The organism is Roseovarius sp. SK2, assembly GCF_028807495.1.
Lineage (GTDB): Bacteria > Pseudomonadota > Alphaproteobacteria > Rhodobacterales > Rhodobacteraceae > Roseovarius > Roseovarius confluentis.
This window is the reverse complement of record NZ_JARAMK010000001.1, coordinates 686,879-710,062: the sequence shown is the minus strand read 5'-3', so window position 1 is coordinate 710,062 and position 23,184 is coordinate 686,879. Positions and strand designations below refer to the sequence as shown.

Genomic DNA, 23,184 nt, shown 5'->3' with positions numbered 1-23,184 from the left:
CATCCAATTCCTGCCCGAATTGGCTGGCATCACCTTCCGCAAGCATTTTGTGGAGCAGTGCATGATCAACGCTTATTCCATCGGGTTCGTTCTGACCGCCGGGACCATCCTGGCCGGGGTCGATTACTACGATCAGTCGAACAGGGCCGGCTTTTTGTTGGGCGAGATGACGCCCGGCGCGTATATCGAGACCATTCCGAACCGGTTCAGTTCCGCCAAGGAAGAGAAACTGGCCGAACATGCCGAACGCGAGCGCAAGAGCCGGTGGCGCCAAGGTGGCCTGGTTTTCCTGCCCGAGGCGCCCGAGGGATGGGAGCGGCGTGCCCTACTGGAAGGCGACGACAGTGCGATTCTGCCACCCGAGGCTGGGCTGGACGGCTCCATGAGCAACTCCGCCGGCAAGGGCTTGATGCAACAGATGGAGGCGCGCGACCACGTCAAGCAGCTGAAGGAACGCGCGACGCGGTCGTGGATCTATCAACGCGGCACGGAAACAGTATTTGTCGAGGTTCGGCTGGTCGAACGGCCCAGTTCGAACTCGCTGTTCGGTATCGTGGCCAGCGCCATGGATGGTACCATGATGGACGCATTCGAACGCAATGTGGGATACGGCGTGACCGGCGGTTTCGGCCTGACCGAGAAGTTGGGGCATGATGGCGATCGTCCCTATCATTTCCGCTATCTTGAAGGGTCGATCGGTTTCGGCAACGAGGTGCACCTGCGGGTCCACGCCAACGCATCGCGCGAAGCCACGCAAGAAATCCTGAGCCGGATCGACTATGACGGCCTGAACGACCTGCTGCCGCGTCCGGTGCCCAGTGTCGGCAATGATGTCAGCTTGGCCGACGGCATCGACCCGGCCGCGCTGAGCATGGAATTGCGCCGTCTGAAATCGGAGTTCCTGAGCCTGCGAGCGCTGGAAGCCCAGTACAAGATCGAGAACATCGATACCGGGGCCATGGTTCTAAGCGCCTACTCGATGCGCCTTGGTGGGCAGGGCGGTGATGTGGACATTACCGGTGGCAAGGTCACCGACCTGAGCGGGCTTATAGAACTGGGGTATTTCCGCGGACGCGAGGCCGTGATGGCGGGCAAGTCCGCCGAGGTCGTGCAGGCAGAGGTCAAGCAGATGGTCGACACGGTGATGATGGTGGCCGATGCCGAGACCGCCGCCGCCGCCGCCCGCGCCGCAAATGCGCCCGAGCCGGAAACGTCGCCCGAGTTGCAGGCCGAGCTTGCCGCGCTGAGCGGAGACACGAACATGCCGGTCTCGACCGGGCAAACGTCGAATGCGCGTGACACAGCGGCGATTGCCGCCGCCAACCGGGCGCGGGACATGGACGACTCGGCCAGCGGCAAGATCCTGATGCAGGTAGACGAAGGCAAAAGCGACCGCGACACCGGCATGATCTATTCCAAGGCCATCGACCTTGTCGAGTTCGAGTCCTTCCGCGCGGCCCGCAATGCAACGGATGAGGAAATGGAGATGGGCATGGCCATCGCCGCCTCGGGCTTTGAGCGCAAGCACGACCTGCCGCAGGGCAGTTGCAGCTTCGACATGGGCGCGCTGCGGTTGGAATGCGACACATCCAAGGGTGTGCAACCCAACGGTCTTCTGTCCAAGCTGATCAACCAGGTCACCGGCGGAGAGGAAGTGACAACGCTGACACCTCAACGAACAGAACCGGCGGCCAAGCCCAAGCGGCTTGAACTTTCCAACGGCAGCTCCGGCTCGGGTCAACGCTGCGTCGGAAGCTTCTGCGACTAAACCAGACCTGTTTTAACGAAACCTGAACGCACCGTGTCCCAGTATGGGTGCGGTGCGTCGTTTTTGTTCTGTGACATGTCGGATGGACCCGCCGCATGTTTACAGGCGTGATACAACGCTCGCCAGCATGCCTGCCAAGGGAGTCGGATGTCATGAAAACACAAGTCAAAGCCTTGATCGTGGGCGGCGGTGCCGTCGGGACCTCGATCGCCTATCATCTGGCCCGCGCAGGCTGGGAAGACGTGATGCTGATCGAGCGTGACGAGCTGACCTCCGGCTCGACCTGGCACGCCGCGGGCCTGCTGCCCTATTTCAACATGTCCTATGCGACGACGCATATTCATGACTACTCGATCAAGTTCTACAAGACCCTCGAAGAAGAGACCGGCCTGAATGCCGGCTTCTCGGTCGTGGGCAACCTGCGCATGGCCCAGAGCAAAGCGCGTATAGATGAATATATGCTTTACGCCTCGACCGCCGAGACCTGTGGCGTGCCCTATGAGTGGATGACGCCCGCGCAGATCAAGGAGCGGTGGCCGCTGGTCAATACCGACGATCTGGAAGGCGCGATCTATCACCCGACCGATGGCTACATCAACCCCGCCGATGTCACCATGGCGATGGCCAAGGGCGCCCGTCAGCGCGGCGTGACGATCGAGCGGAAATGGCAGGCCGACGGCTTTGAGTGGAAGGGCGATCACTGGGACGTGACGCTGACCAAGATGGTCGAGAAGGGTGGCAACCTGGTGCCTTCGGAAGAGCAGATTGTCGTGTCTGCAGAACATGTTGTGACCGCCAGCGGCAACCACGCGCAGCGCACCGCGCGGATGCTGGGCATCAAGATGCCGGCGATCCCGGTGGAGCACCAGTTCATCGTGACCGAGCCCGATGCCGAGCTGGTCAAGTACCGCCAGGACGGCGGCGAGGAGCACCCGGTTCTGCGCGACGCCGACGCCAAGTGGTATGTCCGCGAAGAGCGTGGCGGCTGGATCCTTGGCCCCTACGAGCTGAACGCGCCCGCACGGTTCGAATACTCGGTGCCGGACACGTTCCGCGCCGACCTCTTCCCGCTCGACCTGGAGCGGATCGAGGAAGAATACATGTCGATGATCCACCGGATCCCGTCGACGGAAACCGTTGGTTTGAAAGACGATTACAACGGTCCGATCTGCTATACGCCGGATGGCAACCCGCTGGTTGGCCCCGCGCCGGGGCTGCGCAACATGTGGCTGGCCGAGGGTTTCAGCTTTGGCATCACGGCGGCTGGCGGCACGGGTTATTACCTTGCGCAGCTGATGGTCGAGGGCGAGGCCGAGATCGACATGGCGAGCCTTGATCCCAAGCGGTATTCCAGCAATTGGATGACGACCGAGTTCGCCGCGCGCAAGAACGAGGAAGCCTACGAGCACGTCTATATCCTGCACCACCCCGACGAGGAACGGCCCGCTTGCCGCCCGCTGCGGACTGCCCCGGCCTATGACCGGCAGAAGGCGCGCGGCGCGCAGTTCGGGTTCGTCAACGGATGGGAAAGACCCAACTATTTCGGGCCCTTGGACGCCGATGATAATTTCGACCACGACGCGCGGTCCTTCCGCCGTGGCGGCTGGTGGGAGCATACCAAGGCCGAGGCGGAAGCGGTGCGCAACGGCGTGGGCCTGATCGATGCGACCGCATTCACCAAGCACGTGGTGAAGGGGCCCGGGGCGACGGCGTTCCTGGACTGGTTCACCTGCAACAAGCTGCCCAAGGTGGGTCGCATCAACCTGACCTACGCGCTGACGGATCATGGCACGACGCGCACGGAATACACGATCGTCCGGACCGGTGAGAACGCGTATTATTGTGTCTCGGCAGGGGCTTGGACGGAATACGACGCCGATTACCTGCGCAAGGCGGCCGAGGAGAAGGCCGAGGAGTTCGGGTATATCGAGATCCAGGACGTGACCACGCAATGGGGTGTGTTCGCCATCGCGGGGCCGAAGTCGCGCGACGTTCTGAACGAGGTGATCAAGGATGCCGATCCGGCTACTGCACTGAGCAACAAGCGTTTTCCGTGGCTGTCTTGCCGCGAGATCGAGCTGGGCATGTGCCCGGTAAAGGCGATCCGCGTGGCCTATACCGGCGAGCTGGGCTGGGAGTTGCATCACCCGATGGAGATGCAGAACTACCTGTTCGATCTGCTGGAGAAAGCAGGCGAAAAGCACGGCATGAAGCTGGTCGGCGCCAGGGCGCAGAACTGGCTGCGGCAGGAGAAATCCTATCGCGCCTTCGGCAACGAGCTGGGCCGCGACGCGACCCCGCTGGAGGCCGATCTGCCGCGCTTTGTCGATCTGGATAAAGACTTTCACGGCAAGGATAAATTGCAGGAAACCGGTGTTCGCTCGAAGTGCTGCACGCTGCTGATCGACGGGCCGGAAGATGCCGATCCGTGGGGCCGCGAGGTGCTTTACACCGAGGATGGCACGCGGGTCGGGCGGCTGACCTCGGGTGGGTATTCGGTGCATTTCGGCAAGTCGATCGGTATGGGCTACGTGACCCCTGACCTGGCGGTCGAGGGTACGAAACTGAAGGTCAAGATGTTCGACAATCTGTGGGACGCGACCGTGACCTGTGACAGCCCGTATGATCCCAAGAACGAGACCATCCGCAAGGATGGGTGAGGGATGCGCGAATCGGGGTGTTAACGGCTGAAACCCGGGTCGGTATCACGTCGGTATTTCAGTGGTAACGTGTCGGTGGCTTGCGCACCGGCGCGTTTCTTAATGGAGCGTCCCAAACGCGGTTGAAATGTGTTACGACTCTGGGGAAAACCAGATCTCGGGAGGATACCATGACAAGCCGAAAAACCAGCGGGCGCGGGTGCCGCTATGACAGCGTTCTGGACACGGTGGGCGACACGCCCGTCATCCGTGTGAACCGCATCGCGCCCAAGGGCGTGACCGTCTACGTCAAGGCCGAGGCGTTCAACCCGGCGGCGTCGGTCAAGGACCGGCTGGCGCTGAACATCATCGAGGCCGCCGAGGCGGATGGGAGCCTGGCGCCCGGACAGACGGTGGTCGAGGCGACGTCGGGCAACACTGGAATCGGGCTGGCGATGGTCTGCGCGGCCAAGGGCTATCCGCTGGTGGTCACGATGGCCGAGAGTTTCTCGGTCGAGCGGCGCAAGCTGATGCGGATGCTGGGGGCGAAGGTGGTGCTGACGCCGAAGGCGCTGAAGGGGTTCGGCATGTACACCAAGGCCAAGGAACTGGCCGAGGAAAACGGCTGGTTCCTGGCGAGCCAGTTCGAGACGGCGGCCAACGCCGATATCCACGAGGCCACCACGGCGCGCGAGATCATGGGGGATTTCGAGGGGGAACGGCTGGATTACTGGGTGACGGGCTATGGTACCGGCGGCACGGTGACGGGCGTGGCGCGGGTGCTGCGCAAAGAGCGGCCCGATACGAAGATCATCCTCAGCGAGCCGGCCAATGCGGCGATCATCAGTTCGGGTTATGTGAACACCCGCAACGACCAGCATCAGCCCACGGAAAGTCACCTGAATTTCGAGCCGCATCCGATCCAGGGCTGGACGCCGGATTTCATTCCCTACGTGATCCAGGAGGCGATCGACAACAACTATTATGACGAGTTGATCCCGGTTGCCGGGGCCGATGGCGTGAAATGGGCGCGTCGGCTGGCGGCGGAGGAAGGCATCTTTACCGGCATTTCCGGCGGCGCGAGTTTCGCCGTGGGGATGCAGGTGGCCGAGACCGCGCCGGAGGGGGCGGTGATCCTGGTGATGCTGCCCGATACCGGAGAGCGTTACCTGTCGACCCCGCTGTTCGAGGGCGTGCCGGAGGAGATGACCGAGGAAGAGGCCGAGCTTTCACGCTCCACGTCTTCGGCGCAGATGGGGTAGGGGCGTCGGAAATTCGGATGTCGGCGTTGCGGGATGAAACGGGCGTCCACTTGGTGATCTCAAGTTAAGGCGTAATCCTTTTCAGTTCGCTTTGTGCATGACGAGGTAAGTTGCAGCTCAAGCGTCGGGATAAGAATGGGTTCGTGGGGCAGCTGCAAACGGTGCGGATGAACTCCTAACGTGCGGCGGGGACGCCAAGCAGGCGAGCCTTGGCCGAGGTTTGCAAAAGGCGCTCCGGCCCGACCATGACTGCCCAAGCCAACCCGAACACGATGGCGGATGCGATCAACAGGAGCAAAAGGTCCTGACGAACGTACTCCCCTATGGCCGGAATCAGGTGCATCCCGATCACGAAGTGACCGAGATAGATCGGGTAGGACAAGTTGCCGAGGTTCCGGAGAAGTGATGAAGATCCGACTCTTTTCACAGTGGAATTGTGCCGCAGGCTAATGACGAAGAAAACGAGCATTCCGCCCCAGATAATCACCGGCGCGACCGGATTGTGACCGTTCGCCTGAAGCACGATTTGGAGTATTGCTGCGCCAACGTACAACAACAGCAGGGAACTTCGCAGGGCGTTGTACCCGTCCTTTTCGCTTCTCCACACAAGCATACCAATTGCGAAGAAGACGCCATGGCGAAGCAGGAGAACACTGAAAAAGTACCGATCCAGAAGGCTCTGGAGCCTTCCTGCATTGCCGATGGGCTCCATCAGAGAAAGAATGCCCAAGATAGCCAAATAGCAGGTGCTGGCAAGGCCAAGGGTAATCGCGCAAGCTTGGAAAATGTCGAAGTTGGGCATTCGCAACCGGACAGCAAGAAGCAAGGCAATCAGTGAATAGAAAATGGCTTCGACGACAAGAGTCCAGATAACACCGTCAATATAGGGACCGACTGGAAAAAGAATGATCGACCTAAAAAAAGAGTCGAGCAGGAGCGATAGGGGTTCGCCTGCCACATACCTAACCGTGAAGGCAATGAACGTGTAGACCCAGAGCGCTGGAAGAATTCGGATCGCCCTGTGTTTGAGGAATTCGATTGGTGCGGACCGGTCGGCACTGGCGACGATGACAAATCCGGAGATGACAAAGAATACTTGAACGCCGACCCACCCGTGGCTGGTGACTTGCTCCATCCATGGCCAAGCTCGGTCTTGTTGTGCCGCAGGAAAAGCTGGTTCGGCATCACTGAACAATCCAAAATGGAAATAGACCACGAGAAGGGCCGCGATAAACCTCAGGATATCGAGACCGTAAAGGTGGCTGTCGCGCTTTGGGTTTAGGTCACTGCTCACCATGACTGACCGACATAACGAACCCGCAGTTGGCACGGCATTTCTGGCTCAGACATTAATAAATCCCTACTAAAAATCTAACGCTAGCGCGGCTTGCCAATGGTTGCAAAAGTTATTCCATGCGCCGGGCCAGGAATGGTTATGCGCGCTCTGGCAATTAAAGGTGAGAACCGTCGCGAGCAGCGTTCCAAAATGGCTCGACGTGGACGAACACCTAGCGGATGATCGCATCCCTCGTTCGGTGACGATCGTCTACGCATCAGGTGACTGTGCTGATGCCCTGGCTGCCCTAAGCCTTTTGCAGGAGTTGCATGGTCGCCTTTGTCCTGCCCCTCGTCGAACGGATCCTTGTTCTGTCAGCAAGGTTGGCAAAGCAGCCGTGTGACTTAAGGGGAATTCTTCGGGGCGCGCCGCATCAGCGGGTGCGCGCCTGAAGCCAGCGGCGCCAGGTGCTGCTGTTTCCCGCAAAGACGTTGATGTCGACGCCGCCCGCCACGCCCGGCACGACGCCGGTGCCGGTATATTGCCAGAAGCTCCAGCTTTGGCCGGGAAAGGTGGTGCGCAGGGTCTTGGCGGTGGAGCGCAGCCAGAATTCCTCGTTCAACTGGCCGATGCCGGTCTGGCGGTAGAATTCCAGCGTGGTGTAGATGATCGGGCGCTGGCCGTAGTGGCGCTCGAGTATGTCCATGAAGACGCGCGCCTGGCGGCGGACCTCGGCCCCCGGCGGGCGGGTGGTGCAGGTCGGCGAATATGGGTTCCATTCCAGGTCGATCACCGGGGGCAGGGCTCCGCCTTCGCGGGGCACGTTGCGGATGAACCAGCGGGCCTGCACCTCGGGCGGGGTACAGAAATAGTAGAAGTGGTAGGCCCCGCGCGGGATGCCGGCCCGTCCCGCGCCGGCCCAGTTGCGGGCGAACTTGGGGTCGACGCGGTCGCCGCCCTCGGTTGCCTTGATGAAGGCGAATTCGATGCCGGACTGCGCGACGCGGGCCCAGTCGATATCGTTCTGGAAGCGGGCGACGTCGATGCCGTGGATGTCGTAGTTCCAGGGCGGCGGGCCGTCCCAGTCGACGGGGTCGTTGTCGCCATAGCGCGGCCCGGCGCAGGCGGAAGTCAGGGTAAGGGTGACGAGGGCCAGCGCGGCGACGAGAAACCGGATCATGAACAGTCCTTTGATCGTACCAATACAAGGGCGAGGTTGTTGGCGGGCATCTCGGTGCGGGCGATGAGATCCAAGCCTGACTCGCCCGTCCAGCGTAGCATGTCGGCGTCGTTCTTGTAGCCCGCGTCCGGATGATCGGCCCGGATGGCGGCGTCGAATCGCGCATCGCCGTCCGAGGTGGCCCGGCCGTCGCGCAGGAAGGGGCCGTAGACGATGAAGCGGCCCTCCGGGGCGAGGGCGCGGGCGGCCTCGGCGATGAGGGTGCGGGCGGCCTCGGTCGAGATCAGGTGCAGCAGGTTGACCAGCAGTATGAGGGCGAACCCGTTGTGGGTGGCAGACCAGCCGGGTTGGGTGGCGTCGAGGCGCAGCGGTGGCCGTATGGCCCCGTCGGGCGCGTCGGCGGACCACGCGGCGATGGAGGCGAGGCGGTCCTGGGTGACATCCGTGGGCTGCCAGGTGAGGCCCGGAAGGTGGGTCGCGAAATGGGTGACGTGCTGGCCCGTGCCGCTGGCGATTTCGAGCGCGGTGCCGGAGTTTGGCGCGTGGGTCCTGAGCAGGTCGAGGATGGCGTCGGCGTTGCGCTCGGCGGCAGGGGCGTGCAGGCGGGCGCCTGTCCCCTGGTGGGCGACGGAGATGCGGGGGGGCGTGTCTGTCATGGCGACAGTTGGGACGGGATCGGTATCGGAATCAAGGGGCGGTGTCTGCGCGTCATCTGGGCCGTGGCGCCGCCGGCCCCAGGCAACACCAAGAAAATTGAGTATCCGGCACGATATTACCTCAATTCGATCCCAAATGCGGCGCATTACGCCCGGACCTTGTTTCCGTATGGGAAACTCACTGGAGTGCGAAATGGGCTACGTGGATTCGATCACGGTGAATGACAGAACCGACCGGCGCTACATGACCGGTATTTGCGGTGAGGCGAACGTGCGCACGCCTTTGGGCGGGCGGCGTGTGGAGATGCTGAACCCCGGGGACATGGTACTGGTGCGGCATAACGGAATGCAGCCGGTGCGGATGATCTGGACCTGGACGGTGAAGGCGGCGGAGATGCGCAAGCATCCCGAACTGGCGCCCATCCGGCTGAAGCCGCGGGCGGTCGGACCGATGATGCCGAACCGCGATTTGCGGATCGCGAGCGGTCACCGCGTCCTGATCCCCGGCTACCGTATTGCAGGCGCGGAGGACCAGCCCGGCTGCCTGATGCGGGTCGATGGTGTCGCGTCCGCCAGCGACGCGGCCTATTCCGACTGGTCGTCGGAGGAAGTGACCTATTACAACCTGGTCTTTGATCGCCACGAGGTGATCACCGCCGAAGGCCTGCCGATCGAGACATTCCGTCCGTCGCCCAAGGCGCTGAACCTTCTGGATATCGGCGCGCAGCAGCGTCTGAAGGACCTGTTTCCGGAACTGAACCGCCGGCGCTGTGCCTATCCCGGCCTGCCGCATCCGGTGGCGAAGGCCAGTGCGTACATGTCCCGGGTCGCCTGAAGCGAAGGCGGTGCCAAAGGGCATCATCCCGATGCCCCACAGAGGAAAGCCCCGTTGGGTTGGCGGGGCTTCGCAATGGATGATGAAAGCGAGAGTTCGCAGCGGACGCGGAGAGCAATGACCGCTTGGAGCTCCTTTTGCTATCGCTAATTTTGTGCCGCGCGGAATCAAGGCCGCAGGCCGCCGCGCGATCGCCAGACCGCCCCCCGGTCTGGCGATTGGGTGCCGATGGTGTGTCGAACTGAAGTTTCTCGGAGTTTGCGGGGATAAAGTGCACCGAAGATCTGTCGGTCGCCAGCCCGCGGTCTGACAATCGCGCGGCTTGCGACACGAAAAAAGCCTTGTCCGTAAAGCCGTTATCGATCGCACCCCACGCCCCAACTTTGCCCCGGACGTGGGGTGCTTGTCATCGGGCCGCCCTGAACAGCTCTGTGTTCTGCACTGCATGGGCAGGAGTGGCGGCCCCTCACGACTTACTGAGGGATTTCGGCGGTGAGGCCTTCGACGAAGAAGTCCATCCCGAGAAGCGTGCCGTCATCGGCCACTTCGCCGTCGGCCAGCCAGGCCGATCCGTCCTGGCGGTTCAGCGGTCCGGTGAAGGGGTGGTAGTCCCCCGACGCGATGGCCTCTTTCATCGCGAGAGCCTCTTCCTTGACGTCGGCGGGCACGGCATCGGTGATCTCGCCGATCTCGACCATGCCAGGGGCGATGCCGTCCCATGTCTCGGTGCTTTCCCACGTGCCGTCGATCACCGCCTGGGTGCGGGCAATGTAGTAGGGCGCCCAGTTGTCGATGATGGAACTCACACGCGGGGTGGGCTTGTACTCGGCCATGTCCGAGGCCTGGCCGAAGGTGATGACGCCCCCGGCCTTTTCCGCCGCGGCCTGGGGCGCGGTGCTGTCGGTGTGTTGCAGGATCACGTCGGCGCCCTGGTCGATGAGGGCGGTGGCGGCGTCGGCCTCTTTCGGGGGATCGAACCACGTGTAGGCCCAGATCACCTTGAACTCGACATCAGGATTGACCTTCTTGGCGTGGATATAGGCGGCGTTGATGCCGCGGATCACCTCGGGGATGGGGTAGGAGGCGATGTAGCCGATGATGTTCGATTCCGTCATCTTGCCGGCGATATGGCCCTGGATTGCGCGGCCCTCGTAGAAGCGGGCGGAGTAGACCGAGACGTTCTCGGCCGTCTTGTAGCCGGTTGCATGTTCGAACTTCACGTCCGGAAATTCCCTGGCGACGTTGATCGTGCTGTCCATGTAGCCGAAGGACGTGGTGAAGATCAGGTCCGCGCCGCGCCGCGCCATCTGCATGATCGCGCGTTCGGCATCGTTGCCCTCGGGCACGCTTTCCTGGAAGACGGTTTCGACCTGGTCGCCGAAATGTTCCTCGACGGCGAGGCGGCCCTGGTCGTGTTCATAGGTCCAGCCGCCATCGCCGATGGGGCCGACGTAGATGAAGCCGACCTTGGTCTTGTCTTGCGCCAGCGCGGGCAGGGCGAGGCCGAGCGTCAGGGCGGCGGCGCTCAGGATGCGGGTGAGGGTCATGAAGAACTCCCTGTTGGTGTGGTTGGCCTCATTGCGAGGCATGGAACGTGCGGCCCAGGGATCCGGGTGCGCGGGATTTGTCGCCGGACATGATGACCAGCACGAGGATGGTGATCAAGTAGGGCGACATGGAAAGGTATTCGACCGGGATCGGGATGCCGGTGGGCTGGAGGTTCAGTTGCAGCACCGAGATGCCGCCGAAAAGCCAGGCGCCCAGAAGAACGCGGCCCGCTTTCCAGCTGGCGAAGACCACGAGCGCCAGCGCGATCCAGCCGGAACCGGCGGTCATGCCTTCGGTCCATTGCGGAACGCGCACGAGGGAAAGGTAGGCGCCGCCCAACCCCGCGCAGGCGCCGCCGAAAAGGATCGCCAGGAGGCGCACGCGCACGACCTTGTAGCCCAGGGCGTGCGCGGCATCGTGGTTTTCGCCCACCGCGCGCAGGATCAGGCCGGCGCGGGTATATTTCAGCATGGCCCAGACGGCGGCGACGAGCGCGAGCGCGAGATAGACCATCAGGTCATGGGAAAAGAGGATGGGGCCCAGGACTGGGATGTCCGACAATACGGGAATGTCGAGACTGCGCGTCGGCGGGGGCTTGATGCCCTGGTAGCCCTGGCCCAGAAGGGCGCTTAGTCCCAGCCCGAAGAGCGTGAGCGCAAGGCCGGAGGCAACCTGGTTGGCCAGCGCGAATTGCGTCAGCAGCGCGAAGAGCAACGACAGGATGGCGCCGCCGAAGGCCGCGGCCACGAAGCCGATGACGGGCGAGCCGGTGTTGACCGCGATGGCGAAGCCGCAGATCGCGCCGGTGATCATCATTCCCTCGACCCCGAGGTTCAGCACGCCTGCGCGTTCCACGACAAGTTCGCCGAGGGCGGCCAGCAGGATGGGCGTGGAGGCCACGATGAGCGAGGCCAGGAGCAGCGTCGGGTCGATCGCGGAAAGGTCCATCACGCGACCTCGGCCCTGCGCCAGCGCAGGCGGAAATGGGTCAGAAGGTCCACGGCCAGAAGGAAGAAGAGCAGCATGCCCTGGAACATCTGGATCGCGGCGGCAGGCAGGCCGAGATTGGTTTCGGCAAGCTCGCCGCCGATGTAGGTGAGTGCCATCAGCAGTGCTGCCAGCAGGATTCCGACAGGGTGCAGACGGCCAAGGAATGCGACGATGATGGCGGTGAAGCCGTAGCCCACGTTGAAGTCGATATTGATCTGGCCTGCCGGGCCCGCGACCTCGAACATTCCGGCAAGCCCCGCCAGCGCGCCGGAAATTCCGAGGCAGATCAGCGTCAGGCGCGCCGGGTTCACGCCCGCGAACCGCGCGGCGCGGGGCGCTTGGCCCGACAGCTTGATATGAAAGCCCAGCATGTGCCGCGCGAGCAGGATGTAGGCGAAGATCACGGCGATCAGGGCGGCGACGACGCCCCAGTGGATGCCGGTCCCCGCGAAGATCTCGGCGTTATGCGCCGACGGATAATCGCGCAGGCTGCGCGAGCCGGGAAAGCCGCGGCCTTCGGGATTGCGCAGCAGGCCCAGCGCCATCTTGGCCAGAAGCTGTTCGGCCACGTAGACCAGCATCAGCGACACGAGGATCTCGTTGGTGCCGAAGCGGACCTTCAGAAGGCCGGGGATCATGGCCCAGGCCCAGCCGCCAACAGCGCCCGCGACGACCATCAGTGGGAAGATCAGGGCGGACTCGGTGGGATAGAAAGCCAGCCCCACGCCCGCGCCGGTGAGCGCGCCGATGATGTATTGCCCCTCGGCGCCGATGTTCCAGATGTTCGCCCGGAAGCCAAGCGCGAGGCCGATGGCGATGAGGGTCAGGGGCGCGGCCTTTACCAGAAGTTGCGGGCGATCGAAGCGGGCAAATTCGCCGAAAAGCGGCTCCCAGAAGATCGTGCGGATCGCCTCGACCGGGTCTTGCCCGAGCGCGGCGAACATCGCGCCACCGGCGAACATGGTGATCAGCACCGCCAGCACCGGGGCCAGCGCCGACCAGGTGCGGGACGGCTGAGGGCGGCGCTCGAGTTTCAGCACGGGGTGCATCCCGTGCCGGGGGCGGAATGCCGTTTCTTCCCCTGGCTGAAAATATCCCCGCCAGAGGCAAGATACTCTTGGTGCGCGGGCTCAGACATGCGCCACCTCCATGTCGTGCGCGCCGCCCATCATCAGGCCCACCTGCTCGGTCGTCAGGTCGGCGGTGGGGTGGATGTCCGAAAACCGGCCCGCGTTGAGCGCGGCGAAACGGTCGGAGATCTGCATCAGCTCGTCGAGGTCCTGGCTTATGACAAGGATGGCGGCCCCCTTGGCGGCGAGGTCCATCAGCGCCTGCCGGATGAAGGCGGCGGCAGCGGCGTCGACGCCCCAGGTGGGCTGGTTGACGATCAGAACCTCGGGGTCGTGCGCCATTTCGCGGCCGATGACGAATTTCTGCAGGTTGCCACCGGACAGGGCGCGGGCAGCGGTGTTTGGCCCGGGGGTGCGAACGTCGAAGGTGGCGATGACCTTCTCGGCAAAGTTCTGTGCGCGGGGCCAGTTCAGGAAGCCGCGGTTGGAGAGATTCTGCTTGGTGGCGCCGGTGAGCAGGCTGTTTTCTGTCAGGCTCATCTCGGGGGCGGCAGCGTGGCCCAGCCGTTCCTCGGGGGCCGCGAAAAGACCGAGGTCGCGCCGGGCCTGCGGGGGCAGGCGGCCGATGGGTTTGTCGTCGAGACGCAGGGCGCTGGGCGGCACAGGCAACTCGCCCGAAAGCGCGGCGAGAAGTTCGTCCTGCCCGTTGCCCGCGACGCCGCCGATGCCGAGGATTTCACCCGCGTGCAGGGTGAGCGACACGTCCCGAAGCGCGGTGCCGAAGGCCGAGGGCGCGCGAACCGACAGCGCGTCGAGCGTGAGGCGCGGGGCGCCGGTTTTGGTGTCGCGCCGGGCGGGCGTCTCGAAGGCGCTGCCGACCATCATCTCGGCCATGGCGTGCGCCGTGGTCTGCGCCGGGTCGCAGGTGCCGACGTTGCGGCCCCGGCGCAGGACCGTGGCGCGGTTGCAGAGCGTGCGGATTTCTTCGAGCTTGTGGGAGATGTAGAGGATCGCCACACCCTCGGAGGTGAGCTTCTGCAAGGTCTTGAAGAGGATCGCGACCTCTTGCGGGGTCAGCACCGAGGTGGGTTCGTCCATGATCAGCAGGCGCGGGTCCTGCAGCAGGCAGCGGATGATCTCGACCCGCTGGCGTTCGCCTGCCGAGAGGTCCCCCACGGTGCGCCCGGGGTCGAGCGGCAGGCCGTAGGTTTCCGAGACCTCTCGGATACGGGCGGCGAGGGTGCGCATGGGGGGCGGGGTTTCCATGCCGAGGGCCACGTTTTCGGCCACGGTGAGCGCGTCGAAAAGCGAGAAGTGCTGGAACACCATCGCAACGCCGTGGCGGCGTGCGTCGCTGGGTTCGGACGGAGCGAAGGGCGATCCATGCAGGTGCATAGTGCCGCTGTCGGGCTTGACCAGCCCGTAGATCATCTTGACCAGCGTCGACTTGCCCGCGCCGTTTTCACCCAGGAGGGCGTGCACCTCGCCGGCGTGGATGTCAAAGCTGACATCCTCGTTGGCGACCACGCCGGGATAGGCCTTGGTCAGCCCGTCGATGCTGAGCAGCGGTTCCGTCACGCGCCGTTGTCCCCCCGGTTTCGCGGTCCCCGTCCCTGTTAGCGCAAGGCGGGCGGGAACGGCAATGGGGGGCGTGGGATACGCGGCGTCGGGCCGGTCCGGGTGATGCGGATTTGGGCAGATGTCGGGCTTGGCGAAGGGAGCGGTGCTGGATAGTGTGTCGGTATGAGCAGTTCCCCCCGATTCATCCATCTTCGCGTCCATACCGAGTATTCCCTGCTGGAAGGGGCCGTGCGGCTGAAAAAGCTGACCGACCTTTGCACCAGGCACCAGATGCCGGCGGTGGCCGTGACCGACACCAACAACATGTTCGCCGCGCTGGAATTTTCCGTCACGGCGCAGGGGGCGGGGGTGCAGCCGATCATGGGCTGCCAGATGGACCTGCAATACATGACGCCCGAGCCGGGGAAGCGGCCCGTGCCGCCCGCGCCGGTGGTTCTGCTGGCGCAGAACGAGGAAGGCTACGAGAACCTGATGAAGCTCAATTCCGCGCTGTACCTGCGCGGGGACGGGCAGCTGGCGCATCTGACGGTCGAGGACCTCGAGGCGCATGGCGCGTCGGTGATCTGCCTTACCGGTGGGCCGGAGGGGGCCGTGGGCAAACTCTTGCAGCTGGGACAGCGCCCGGCGGCGGAGGCGTTGATGCAGAAGCTGGCGGGGATCTTCGGCGACCGCCTGTATGTCGAGTTGCAGCGGCATCGCGGCGAGGCGGGCGTGCCGGAGGCCGAGGCCAAGACCGAGCGCGGCTTTGTCGAGATGGCCTATGCCATGGATCTGCCGCTGGTGGCGACGAATGACGTCTATTTTCCCGAGGCCAAGATGTACGAGGCGCATGACGCGATGATCTGCGTCGCGGAAGGCGCCTATGTGGACCAGTCCGAGCCGCGGCGGCGGCTGACGGCAGAGCATTATTTCAAGTCGCCGGCGGAGATGGCGACGCTGTTCGCAGACCTGCCCGAGGCGCTGGAGAACACGGTGGAGATCGCGCAGCGCTGTGCCTTTGGTGCGTATCGGCGCGACCCGATCCTGCCGCGCTTTGCCGATGACGAGGTGGACGAGTTGCGGCGGCAGGCCAAGGAAGGCCTTAATGAGCGATTGGCGGTCATTCCCCACGCGGCGTCGGTCGAGGAGTACGAAAAGCGGCTGGAGTTCGAGCTGGGGATCATCGAGGGAATGGGCTTCCCGGGTTACTTCCTGATCGTGGCCGACTTCATCAAGTGGGCCAAGGACCATGACATCCCGGTGGGGCCGGGGCGCGGGTCGGGCGCGGGCAGCCTGGTAGCTTATGCGCTGACGATCACGGACCTTGATCCGCTGCGGTACAGCCTGCTGTTCGAGCGGTTTTTGAACCCGGAACGAGTGTCGATGCCCGACTTCGACATCGACTTTTGCATGGATCGCCGGGAAGAGGTGATCCAGTACGTGCAGGGCAAGTATGGGCGCGACAAGGTGGGGCAGATCATCACCTTCGGTGCGCTTTTATCCAAGGCCGCGGTGCGCGATATCGGGCGGGTGTTGCAGATGCCCTATGGGCAGGTGGACCGCCTGTCGAAGATGATCCCGGTGGAGGGGGTAAAGCCCGTTTCCATCGAAAAGGCATTGGCGCAGGAGGATCGCCTGCGCGAGGAGGCCCGCAACGAGGAGGTCGTGGACCGCCTGCTGAAATACGGGATGCAGGTGGAGGGACTGTTGCGTAACGCCTCGACCCACGCGGCGGGCGTGGTGATCGGGGATCGCTCCTTGGATGAGCTGGTGCCGCTTTACCAAGACCCGCGGTCGGACATGCCGGCGACGCAGTTCAACATGAAATGGGTCGAGCAGGCGGGGCTGGTGAAGTTCGACTTTCTGGGGCTGAAGACTCTGACCGTCATTCAGAACGCGATCGAGCAGATCCATGCCGGGGGGCGGGATTTGCATACGGCGGCGGATGGCAGCCGTATCTACGAGCCGAACGAAGGGGCCGAGAACGATATCGGGCAGATCCCGCTCGATGACGAGAAGACCTATGCGCTTTATGCCAAGGCGAAGACGGTTGCGGTGTTCCAGGTGGAAAGCTCGGGCATGATGGATGCGCTGAAGCGGATGAAGCCCACCTGCATCGAGGATATCGTGGCGCTTGTGGCGCTCTATCGGCCCGGGCCGATGGAGAACATCCCAAAATATTGCGAGGTGAAGAACGGGCTGAGCGAGCGGGATTACCTGCACAAGTCAGTGGATCATATCCTGGACGAGACGCAGGGCATTATTGTTTACCAGGAACAGGTGATGCAGATCGCGCAGGAGATGGCCGGGTATTCGCTTGGCGGTGCGGACCTGTTGCGCCGGGCTATGGGCAAGAAGATCCAGGAGGCGATGGATGCCGAGCGGCCCAAGTTCATCGCGGGCGCCAAGGATAACGGCGTCGATGATGCCAAGGCGCTGGAGGTGTGGAACCTTCTGGACAAGTTCGCCAACTATGGCTTCAACAAGTCGCACGCGGCGGCCTATGCGGTGGTCAGTTACCAAACCGCATGGCTGAAGACCAATCACCCGGTGGAGTTCATGGCCGGCGTCATGAACTGCGATATCCACCTGACGGACAAGCTGGCGATCTATTTCGAGGAAGTGAAGAAGGGGCTGGAATTGCCCTGGGCGCCGCCTTGCGTGAACCGCTCGGACGCGACCTTCCAGGTGAAGGACGGCGTGCTGCATTATGGCTTGGGCGCGTTGAAGAACGTGGGCGTCGAGGCGATGCGGCTGATCGTGGCGGCGCGGCACGAGGGGGGCGAGGAGGCCCCGGATCAGGTCCGGGGCGGGGGCGGCGAAAAGCCGTTCGTAACGCTCTATGATTTCGCGCGGCGGGTGGACCTGAAGGCGGTGGGCAAGCGGCCCTTGGAGATGCTGGCGCGGTCGGGGGCGTTCGACGCGTTGGACCGCAACCGGCGGCGGGTGTTCGACAGCCTGGAGTCGCTGATGCGCTATTCGGCGGCGATCCATGAACAGAAGGGCTCGGCCCAGGTGTCTCTGTTTGGCGAGGCGGGCGAGGACCTGCCGGAGCCGCGGCTGAGCCCGGTCGAGGACTGGCTGCCTGCGGAGCGGCTGACCGAGGAATATGCCGCGGTGGGCTTCTACCTGTCGGGGCATCCGCTGGACGACTACATGGCCGCGCTGAAGCGCAAGGACGTCAAGACGCTGGACGAGGTCAACGAGCTGGCGGCACGGTCGGGCGCCGTGGTGGCGAAGATGGCCGGCGTCGTCGCCGGACGGCAGGAGCGGAAATCGGCGCGCGGCAACCGCTTTGCCTTCGTGCAGTTGAGCGATGTCACGGGCGGCTACGAGGTGACGATGTTCTCGGACACGCTGGAGGTGGCGCGCGAGCATCTGGAAACCGGCAACCAGGTGGTGATCGTGGTCGAGGCGACGATGGAGAGCGATCAGCTGAAGCTGCTGGCGCGGTCGGTGCAGCCCGCCGATGCGGTGGTCGCGGATGCGGGCGCCAGCGGGCTGAAAATCTTTGTCGACAGTGAAACCGCCATCGGGTCGGTGGCGCAGGTGTTGACCAATGCGCCGACGACCGCGGCACGGGGCGGGCGCGGCCCGATCCGGTTCTGCCTGATGAACGAGGCATTGCCCGGCGAGGTGGAGATCGACGCGGGCCGCGAGTTTCCGGTGACGCCCCAGATCAAGGGCGCGATCAAGAGTCTTGAGGGCGTGGTCATGGTCGAGGACCTTTGAAACCTCGCGAGTGATTCGGATCGGCAACACTCCACCGGTGCGGCGTCGGGCCAGTGGACCGTATCGCGGTTCTGGGCTAAATCGTTGACCGGAAGCGATGGGACCCCTGGAGGACCATGCGGAAAATTGTATTGATTTGCGCGCTGGCCCTGGCGGGCTGTGGCGCGCCGGAGGCCGAGATCGGCCGGTTGTCCGAGCAGGATCTGCCGGAGGGGGCCGAAACCATGGGCGCGATGCCCGGGCCAGAGGCGCGGGACGAGGCCGAGAGCGGCGGATTCCTGGCGCGGCTGCTGGGCGGGGGCAAGCCGAAGGGCGGCACGTCCGAGCCAGAACAAAGCGCGGAGCCCGGTGCCACCGAGGAGACGGCGCGCCAGACACCGCCCGAAACCTTTGGGGCGTCGCGCGAAGTGGAGCCCAAGCCGCAAAAGCGGGGGCTGTTCGGCCTGTTCGGTGGCGGCGGGAACGCGCCCGCCGATGGCGCCACGAGTGAAGTCGCGCCGGGTACGGTGCTGCCCTATGGCAAGGTCGCCCGGATCTGCGGGCTGAGCGACCGGCAGATGGGGAGCCGGGTTGAGGTATACCCTGAGCGGCGCGGGGCCTACGCGCTTTATGACAGTGCCCCGCAAAGCACCGGCCTGCGGACATTCTACCTTACCGGATTCGACGACGGCTGCGCGCGGCAGTTCTCGGCGGCGGTGGCGGTTCTGGCGGGGGCGGAATCGCACGAGCAATTGCGGTACGGCCTGCCTGCAGAGGTGCATCCTTACAGCACGACCGACAAGGCGTATGAGCAGCTCAAATCGCGGGTCTGCAAGGTGGGTCGCGGCAAGCCCTGCGGCAACCGGATCAACCGGCTGGACCGTGAAACGGTGTTCGTCAGCATCTACGAGCGGTTCGGCAGCAACGCGCAGTGGCACACGCTGTTGGTGCATGGCGGCAACGTGCTGGCGCAGGACCGCAAGGGCGGCTGAGTTTCCGTGGTTCTTACCAGTGAGGCGGGCGGCTGTCGCCGACGACCTCCTGGCCGCCCTGCGCCGTCTCGCGCTCGGCCTCGCGCTCCAACAGTAGTTGAACGCGGCGATTGAGGAGGGCGATCACCGTCTCCTGCCGGGCGACGGTGTCGGACAGGTCGTCCACGGCACGGGTCAGGTGGGCGATTTTTTCTTCAAGCTCTTGCATTTCTGGCCTATCGACTGCGTTCCGATACAGGATTGAACCTAATCCCGCCCCGTTCAAGGGGAAAACACGTGATGGCACCTCAGCCTGCGCCTTGCCGTGCTTGCCCCGCACCCCGCCTTCGGCTAGACCGCGCCGCAAAGCCCTTAGCCAAGGAATTAGGGACATGGCGAAGACCAAGAAGGCCCCGCGCCCCAAGGCGGAAACGCCCAAGGGGTTCCGCGATTATTTCGGTGTGGAAGTCACCGAGCGCGCCGACATGCTGCGCAAGATTGCAGGGGTCTATCATCGCTATGGGTTCGACGCGCTGGAGACGAGCGCGGTGGAGACAGTCGAGGCGCTGGGCAAGTTCCTGCCCGACGTCGACCGGCCCAACGAGGGCGTCTTTGCCTGGCAGGAGTTCGACGAGGACGACAAGGGCGACTGGATGGCGCTGCGCTATGACCTGACGGCGCCGCTGGCGCGGGTCTATGCGCAGTATCGCAACGACCTGCCGACGCCCTATCGGCGTTATGCGATGGGACCGGTGTGGCGGAATGAAAAGCCGGGGCCGGGGCGCTACCGGCAGTTCTATCAGTGCGACGCGGATACGGTGGGCACGGCCAGCATGGCCGCCGATGCCGAGATCTGCGCGATGCTGGCAGACACTCTGGAAGAAGTGGGCATTCCGCGCGAGGATTACCTGATCCGGGTGAACAACCGGAAGGTTCTGAACGGTGTACTGGAGGTCATGGGCCTTGACGAAGGCGAGCAGCGTGACGCGGTTCTGCGCACCATCGACAAGTTCGACAAGGTGGGCGAGGAAGGTGTCCGCGCACTGCTGACCGAAGGGCGGCTGGATGCGTCGGGCGCTTATATCGACGGTGTGGGGCTGACCCATGCGCAGGCCAAGCCGGTGCTGGCCTTCCTGACCTCGAAAGCCGAGGACGCGGCTGAGACGCTGGCAAACCTGCGCGACGCGGTGGGCGAAAGCGCGATGGGCGCTGAGGGCGTGCAGGAGCTTGAGGCGATTGCCGATCTGCTGGCGGCGCAGGGCTATGGCCCGGACCGGATCGTGATCGACCCGAGCGTGGTGCGGGGTCTGGGGTATTATACCGGCCCCGTCTACGAGGCGGAACTGACCTTCGAGATCTTCGACGACAAGGGCCGCAAGCGGCAGTTCGGCTCGGTCGCGGGCGGGGGGCGGTATGACGACCTTGTGAAGCGGTTCACCGGGCAGGCGGTGCCGGCGACGGGGGTCTCCATCGGGGTCGATCGCCTGCTGGCGGCGTTGCGTGAGAAGGGGCGGATTGGCGGCGCGGTCGAGGGGCCGGTCGTGGTGACCGTGATGGACCGGGACCGGATGGCGGAGTACCAGGCGATGGTGTCGGAACTGCGGAGCGCGGGCATCCGCGCCGAGGTGTACCTCGGGAATCCCAAGAACTTTGGCAACCAGATGAAATACGCGGACCGGCGGGGCAGTCCCGTCGCGGTCATTGCGGGCAGCGACGAGTTCGACGCGGGCAAGGTGCAGATCAAGGACCTGGTTCTTGGCGCGCAGATTGCCGAGAACGCCACGCTGGAGGAATGGAAGGAACGCCCGAGCCAGTTCGAGGTGCCGCGCGACCAGCTGGTGGCGAAGGTGCGCGAGATGCTGGACGGCCAGGAAAGCGGACAGGGCTGATGGGACCGACCCCGGACAACCGCGCGGCGGTCAAGGCCGAGGCCGCCCGGCTGCGCGACATGTTCGAGGCGGCGGGCGCGGTGCCGGTGGAAACCTCGGTGCTGCAACCGGCGGACACGTTGCTGGATTTGTATGGCGAGGATATCCGGGCGCGGGCCTACGTGACCTCGGACGCCTTGCGGGGAGAGCAGATGCTGCGGCCCGACTTTACCGTGCCAGTGGTGCAGATGCACATGGCGCACGGGGCGGAGCCGGCCTGTTACACCTATGCGGGTGAGGTCTTCAGGCGGCAGGAAGACGACTCGGGTCGGCCCAATGAATACCTGCAAGTGGGGTTCGAGATGTTCGACCGGCGCGCGCCCGCGGAAGCGGATGCGCGGGTCTTCGCGGTGATCCACGAGGCGGTGAAGCACCTGCGGTTGCAGGCCATCATCGGCGATATCGGCATCCTGATGGCTGCCGTCGAAGGGCTGGACACGACCGAACGGCGCAAGGTGGCGCTGCGCCGGCATATCTGGCGGCCGCGGCGGTTTCGCGCGTTGATCGAGCGGTTCTCGGGCCGGGCGCCGGTGCCGGAGAGCCGGGCGGCGCTGTTGGCGGCGACGGACCCTATGGCCTGTGACGCGCCGATGATCGGGCTGCGCGGGCCGGACGAGATTGTGGCGCGGATCAGGGCGCTGCGCGAGGATGCGGACTCTCCGCCGCTTACGGCGCGGGACGTGGAATTGCTGGATGCGGTGCTGGCGGTGCGCGAGACCGCCGACAACGCGCTGGAGCATCTGCGCGACATCGCGGTGGACATGCCGGCGATCTCGGGCGCGGTGGAGTTACTGGCCCGCCGGCTGGAGGCGCTGGAGCGCGCGGGCGTGGCGCCCCAGACGCTTGAGTTCGAGGCCAGCTATGGCCGTACGCAGATGGAATATTACGATGGATTCGTGTTCGGCTTTTCGGTGCCGAAGCGCCCGGACCTGCCCCCTGTTGCCACGGGCGGGCGCTATGACGCGCTGACCCGGCGGCTGGGCGGCGGCCACGAGATCCCGGCAGTGGGCGGCGTGATCCGGCCCGACCAGGTGCTGGCGCTGGAGGGCGGGGCATGAGCGTGAAGATCGGTGTGCCCTCGAAGGGCCGGTTGATGGACAAGACGTTCGGCTGGTTCGCGGACCGGGGCGTGGAGCTGGGCCGGAGCGGCGCGGAACGCGAATACGCGGGCTTCGTGCGCGGCGTCGAGAATGCCGAGCTGGTGCTGCTGTCGGCGGGAGAGATCCCGCGCGAGCTGGCCGCCGGGCGGATCCACCTCGGAGTGACAGGACAGGACCTGATACGCGAGAAGCTTGGCGGCTGGGAGCAGGTGGTCGAAGAGGTCGAGGTGCTGGGCTTTGGGGCCGCGGACCTGGTGCTGGCGGTGCCGCAGGTCTGGGTGGACGTGGGCACGCTGGATGATCTGGATGCGGCGGCGGCGGCGTTTCGGGAGCGGCATGGGTTCCGGTTGCGGATCGCCACGAAGTATCACCGGCTGGTGCGCGAGTTCCTGCGCGACAATGGCGTGGCGGATTATCAGCTGGTCGACAGCCAGGGCGCGACCGAGGGCACGGTGAAGAACGAGACGGCGGAGGCGATTGCCGATATCACCTCGTCCGGGGACACGCTGCGGGCCAACCACCTGAAGACGCTGGAGGACGGGATGATCCTGCGCAGCCAGGCGACACTGTTCCGGTCGCGCCGGGTGGCGCATGACCCGGACGATCACGCGGCACTGAAGGCGCTGCTGGATACGCTGGGCGTGGACTGAGGGCGTCTTTTGAGTATTTCGGGACCAGTGAAAACCTGCC

At 64.4% G+C, this 23,184-nt stretch carries 17 protein-coding genes; 9 read left to right on the top strand and 8 right to left on the bottom strand.

What is annotated here, in order from left to right; all coding sequences use genetic code 11:
* Window positions 1-61 precede the first annotated feature (61 nt).
* From PVV74_RS03590 to cysK, 3 genes are all read left to right on the top strand, one after another.
* A complete protein-coding gene (locus PVV74_RS03590; RefSeq protein WP_274592245.1) occupies window positions 62-1,768 on the top strand; it encodes a hypothetical protein in 1,707 nt (568 codons plus the stop codon).
* Between the two features lie 152 nt (window positions 1,769-1,920).
* Complete coding sequence (locus PVV74_RS03585) at window positions 1,921-4,428, top strand: GcvT family protein (RefSeq protein ID WP_274592244.1); 2,508 nt, start codon at window positions 1,921-1,923, stop codon at window positions 4,426-4,428.
* 170 nt (window positions 4,429-4,598) lie between these two features.
* Window positions 4,599-5,669 carry a cysteine synthase A gene (gene cysK, locus PVV74_RS03580; protein WP_274592243.1) on the top strand — a complete coding sequence of 357 codons (1,071 nt, stop codon included), beginning with the start codon at window positions 4,599-4,601 and terminating at the stop codon, window positions 5,667-5,669.
* 175 nt (window positions 5,670-5,844) lie between these two features.
* Here cysK and PVV74_RS03575 read toward each other — a convergent pair whose 3' ends face one another.
* The 3 genes from PVV74_RS03575 to PVV74_RS03565 all read right to left on the bottom strand — a co-directional run bounded on the left by PVV74_RS03575 (window position 5,845) and on the right by PVV74_RS03565 (window position 8,781).
* Window positions 5,845-6,966 (bottom strand): acyltransferase family protein, encoded by a 1,122-nt coding sequence (locus PVV74_RS03575; protein ID WP_274592242.1) that lies wholly within the window; start codon window positions 6,964-6,966, stop codon window positions 5,845-5,847.
* 412 nt (window positions 6,967-7,378) lie between these two features.
* Window positions 7,379-8,125, bottom strand: a complete 747-nt coding sequence (locus tag PVV74_RS03570; protein ID WP_274592241.1) for a glycoside hydrolase family 25 protein — start codon at window positions 8,123-8,125, stop codon at window positions 7,379-7,381.
* Complete coding sequence (locus PVV74_RS03565; RefSeq protein ID WP_274592240.1) at window positions 8,122-8,781, bottom strand: DUF938 domain-containing protein; 660 nt, start codon at window positions 8,779-8,781, stop codon at window positions 8,122-8,124. The genes PVV74_RS03570 and PVV74_RS03565 overlap by 4 nt, the downstream gene beginning before the upstream one ends.
* 193 nt (window positions 8,782-8,974) lie before the next feature.
* Between PVV74_RS03565 and PVV74_RS03560 the strand changes: the two genes are divergently transcribed.
* Window positions 8,975-9,616, top strand: coding sequence for a Hint domain-containing protein (locus tag PVV74_RS03560; RefSeq protein ID WP_274592239.1), 642 nt, complete (start codon window positions 8,975-8,977; stop codon window positions 9,614-9,616).
* Between the two features lie 473 nt (window positions 9,617-10,089).
* Here PVV74_RS03560 and PVV74_RS03555 read toward each other — a convergent pair whose 3' ends face one another.
* From PVV74_RS03555 to PVV74_RS03540, 4 genes are all read right to left on the bottom strand, one after another.
* On the bottom strand, window positions 10,090-11,163 hold the full coding sequence (locus tag PVV74_RS03555; RefSeq protein WP_274592238.1) for a BMP family ABC transporter substrate-binding protein: 1,074 nt from the start codon (window positions 11,161-11,163) through the stop codon (window positions 10,090-10,092).
* 28 nt (window positions 11,164-11,191) lie between these two features.
* Window positions 11,192-12,112 (bottom strand): ABC transporter permease, encoded by a 921-nt coding sequence (locus PVV74_RS03550; protein WP_103761783.1) that lies wholly within the window; start codon window positions 12,110-12,112, stop codon window positions 11,192-11,194.
* Window positions 12,112-13,194 carry an ABC transporter permease gene (locus tag PVV74_RS03545; RefSeq protein WP_274592237.1) on the bottom strand — a complete coding sequence of 361 codons (1,083 nt, stop codon included), beginning with the start codon at window positions 13,192-13,194 and terminating at the stop codon, window positions 12,112-12,114. The genes PVV74_RS03550 and PVV74_RS03545 overlap by 1 nt, the downstream gene beginning before the upstream one ends.
* A 90-nt stretch (window positions 13,195-13,284) precedes the next feature.
* Entirely contained in the window at window positions 13,285-14,802 is a 1,518-nt protein-coding gene (locus tag PVV74_RS03540) for an ABC transporter ATP-binding protein (protein WP_274592236.1), read from the bottom strand.
* Window positions 14,803-14,967: 165 nt separating this feature from the next.
* On the opposite strand from PVV74_RS03540, the gene dnaE reads away from it, so the two are divergent.
* Together dnaE and PVV74_RS03530 are read left to right on the top strand one after the other, a co-directional pair.
* On the top strand, window positions 14,968-18,516 hold the full coding sequence (dnaE, locus tag PVV74_RS03535) for a DNA polymerase III subunit alpha (RefSeq protein ID WP_103761781.1): 3,549 nt from the start codon (window positions 14,968-14,970) through the stop codon (window positions 18,514-18,516).
* Window positions 18,517-18,632: 116 nt separating this feature from the next.
* A complete protein-coding gene (locus PVV74_RS03530; RefSeq protein WP_274592235.1) occupies window positions 18,633-19,487 on the top strand; it encodes a hypothetical protein in 855 nt (284 codons plus the stop codon).
* Between the two features lie 13 nt (window positions 19,488-19,500).
* On the opposite strand, the gene PVV74_RS03525 is transcribed toward PVV74_RS03530, so the two are convergent.
* The gene (locus PVV74_RS03525; protein ID WP_274592234.1) at window positions 19,501-19,695 is read right to left on the bottom strand and encodes a SlyX family protein; all 195 of its coding nucleotides are present in this window, start codon (window positions 19,693-19,695) and stop codon (window positions 19,501-19,503) included.
* A 163-nt stretch (window positions 19,696-19,858) separates the two neighbouring features.
* On the opposite strand from PVV74_RS03525, the gene hisS reads away from it, so the two are divergent.
* The 3 genes from hisS to hisG are packed head-to-tail and all read left to right on the top strand — an operon-like array spanning window position 19,859 to window position 23,144.
* Window positions 19,859-21,355, top strand: coding sequence for a histidine--tRNA ligase (hisS, locus tag PVV74_RS03520; RefSeq protein ID WP_274592233.1), 1,497 nt, complete (start codon window positions 19,859-19,861; stop codon window positions 21,353-21,355).
* Window positions 21,355-22,452, top strand: coding sequence for an ATP phosphoribosyltransferase regulatory subunit (locus PVV74_RS03515; protein WP_274592232.1), 1,098 nt, complete (start codon window positions 21,355-21,357; stop codon window positions 22,450-22,452). The genes hisS and PVV74_RS03515 overlap by 1 nt, the downstream gene beginning before the upstream one ends.
* Window positions 22,449-23,144 carry an ATP phosphoribosyltransferase gene (hisG, locus tag PVV74_RS03510; RefSeq protein WP_103761776.1) on the top strand — a complete coding sequence of 232 codons (696 nt, stop codon included), beginning with the start codon at window positions 22,449-22,451 and terminating at the stop codon, window positions 23,142-23,144. Before PVV74_RS03515 ends, hisG begins: the two co-directional genes overlap by 4 nt.
* Window positions 23,145-23,184: the final 40 nt, after the last annotated feature.

Coding starts and splice junctions, on each gene's coding strand:
- hisS (WP_274592233.1), top strand. CDS start 19,859: ATGGCGAAGACCAAGAAGGCCCCGCGCCCCAAGGCGGAAACGCCCAAG.
- PVV74_RS03550 (WP_103761783.1), bottom strand. CDS start 12,112: ATGGACCTTTCCGCGATCGACCCGACGCTGCTCCTGGCCTCGCTCATC.
- PVV74_RS03565 (WP_274592240.1), bottom strand. CDS start 8,781: ATGACAGACACGCCCCCCCGCATCTCCGTCGCCCACCAGGGGACAGGC.
- dnaE (WP_103761781.1), top strand. CDS start 14,968: ATGAGCAGTTCCCCCCGATTCATCCATCTTCGCGTCCATACCGAGTAT.
- hisG (WP_103761776.1), top strand. CDS start 22,449: ATGAGCGTGAAGATCGGTGTGCCCTCGAAGGGCCGGTTGATGGACAAG.
- PVV74_RS03525 (WP_274592234.1), bottom strand. CDS start 19,695: ATGCAAGAGCTTGAAGAAAAAATCGCCCACCTGACCCGTGCCGTGGAC.
- PVV74_RS03570 (WP_274592241.1), bottom strand. CDS start 8,125: ATGATCCGGTTTCTCGTCGCCGCGCTGGCCCTCGTCACCCTTACCCTG.
- cysK (WP_274592243.1), top strand. CDS start 4,599: ATGACAAGCCGAAAAACCAGCGGGCGCGGGTGCCGCTATGACAGCGTT.
- PVV74_RS03590 (WP_274592245.1), top strand. CDS start 62: ATGATCAACGCTTATTCCATCGGGTTCGTTCTGACCGCCGGGACCATC.
- PVV74_RS03560 (WP_274592239.1), top strand. CDS start 8,975: ATGGGCTACGTGGATTCGATCACGGTGAATGACAGAACCGACCGGCGC.
- PVV74_RS03575 (WP_274592242.1), bottom strand. CDS start 6,966: ATGGTGAGCAGTGACCTAAACCCAAAGCGCGACAGCCACCTTTACGGT.
- PVV74_RS03515 (WP_274592232.1), top strand. CDS start 21,355: ATGGGACCGACCCCGGACAACCGCGCGGCGGTCAAGGCCGAGGCCGCC.
- PVV74_RS03530 (WP_274592235.1), top strand. CDS start 18,633: ATGCGGAAAATTGTATTGATTTGCGCGCTGGCCCTGGCGGGCTGTGGC.
- PVV74_RS03585 (WP_274592244.1), top strand. CDS start 1,921: ATGAAAACACAAGTCAAAGCCTTGATCGTGGGCGGCGGTGCCGTCGGG.
- PVV74_RS03555 (WP_274592238.1), bottom strand. CDS start 11,163: ATGACCCTCACCCGCATCCTGAGCGCCGCCGCCCTGACGCTCGGCCTC.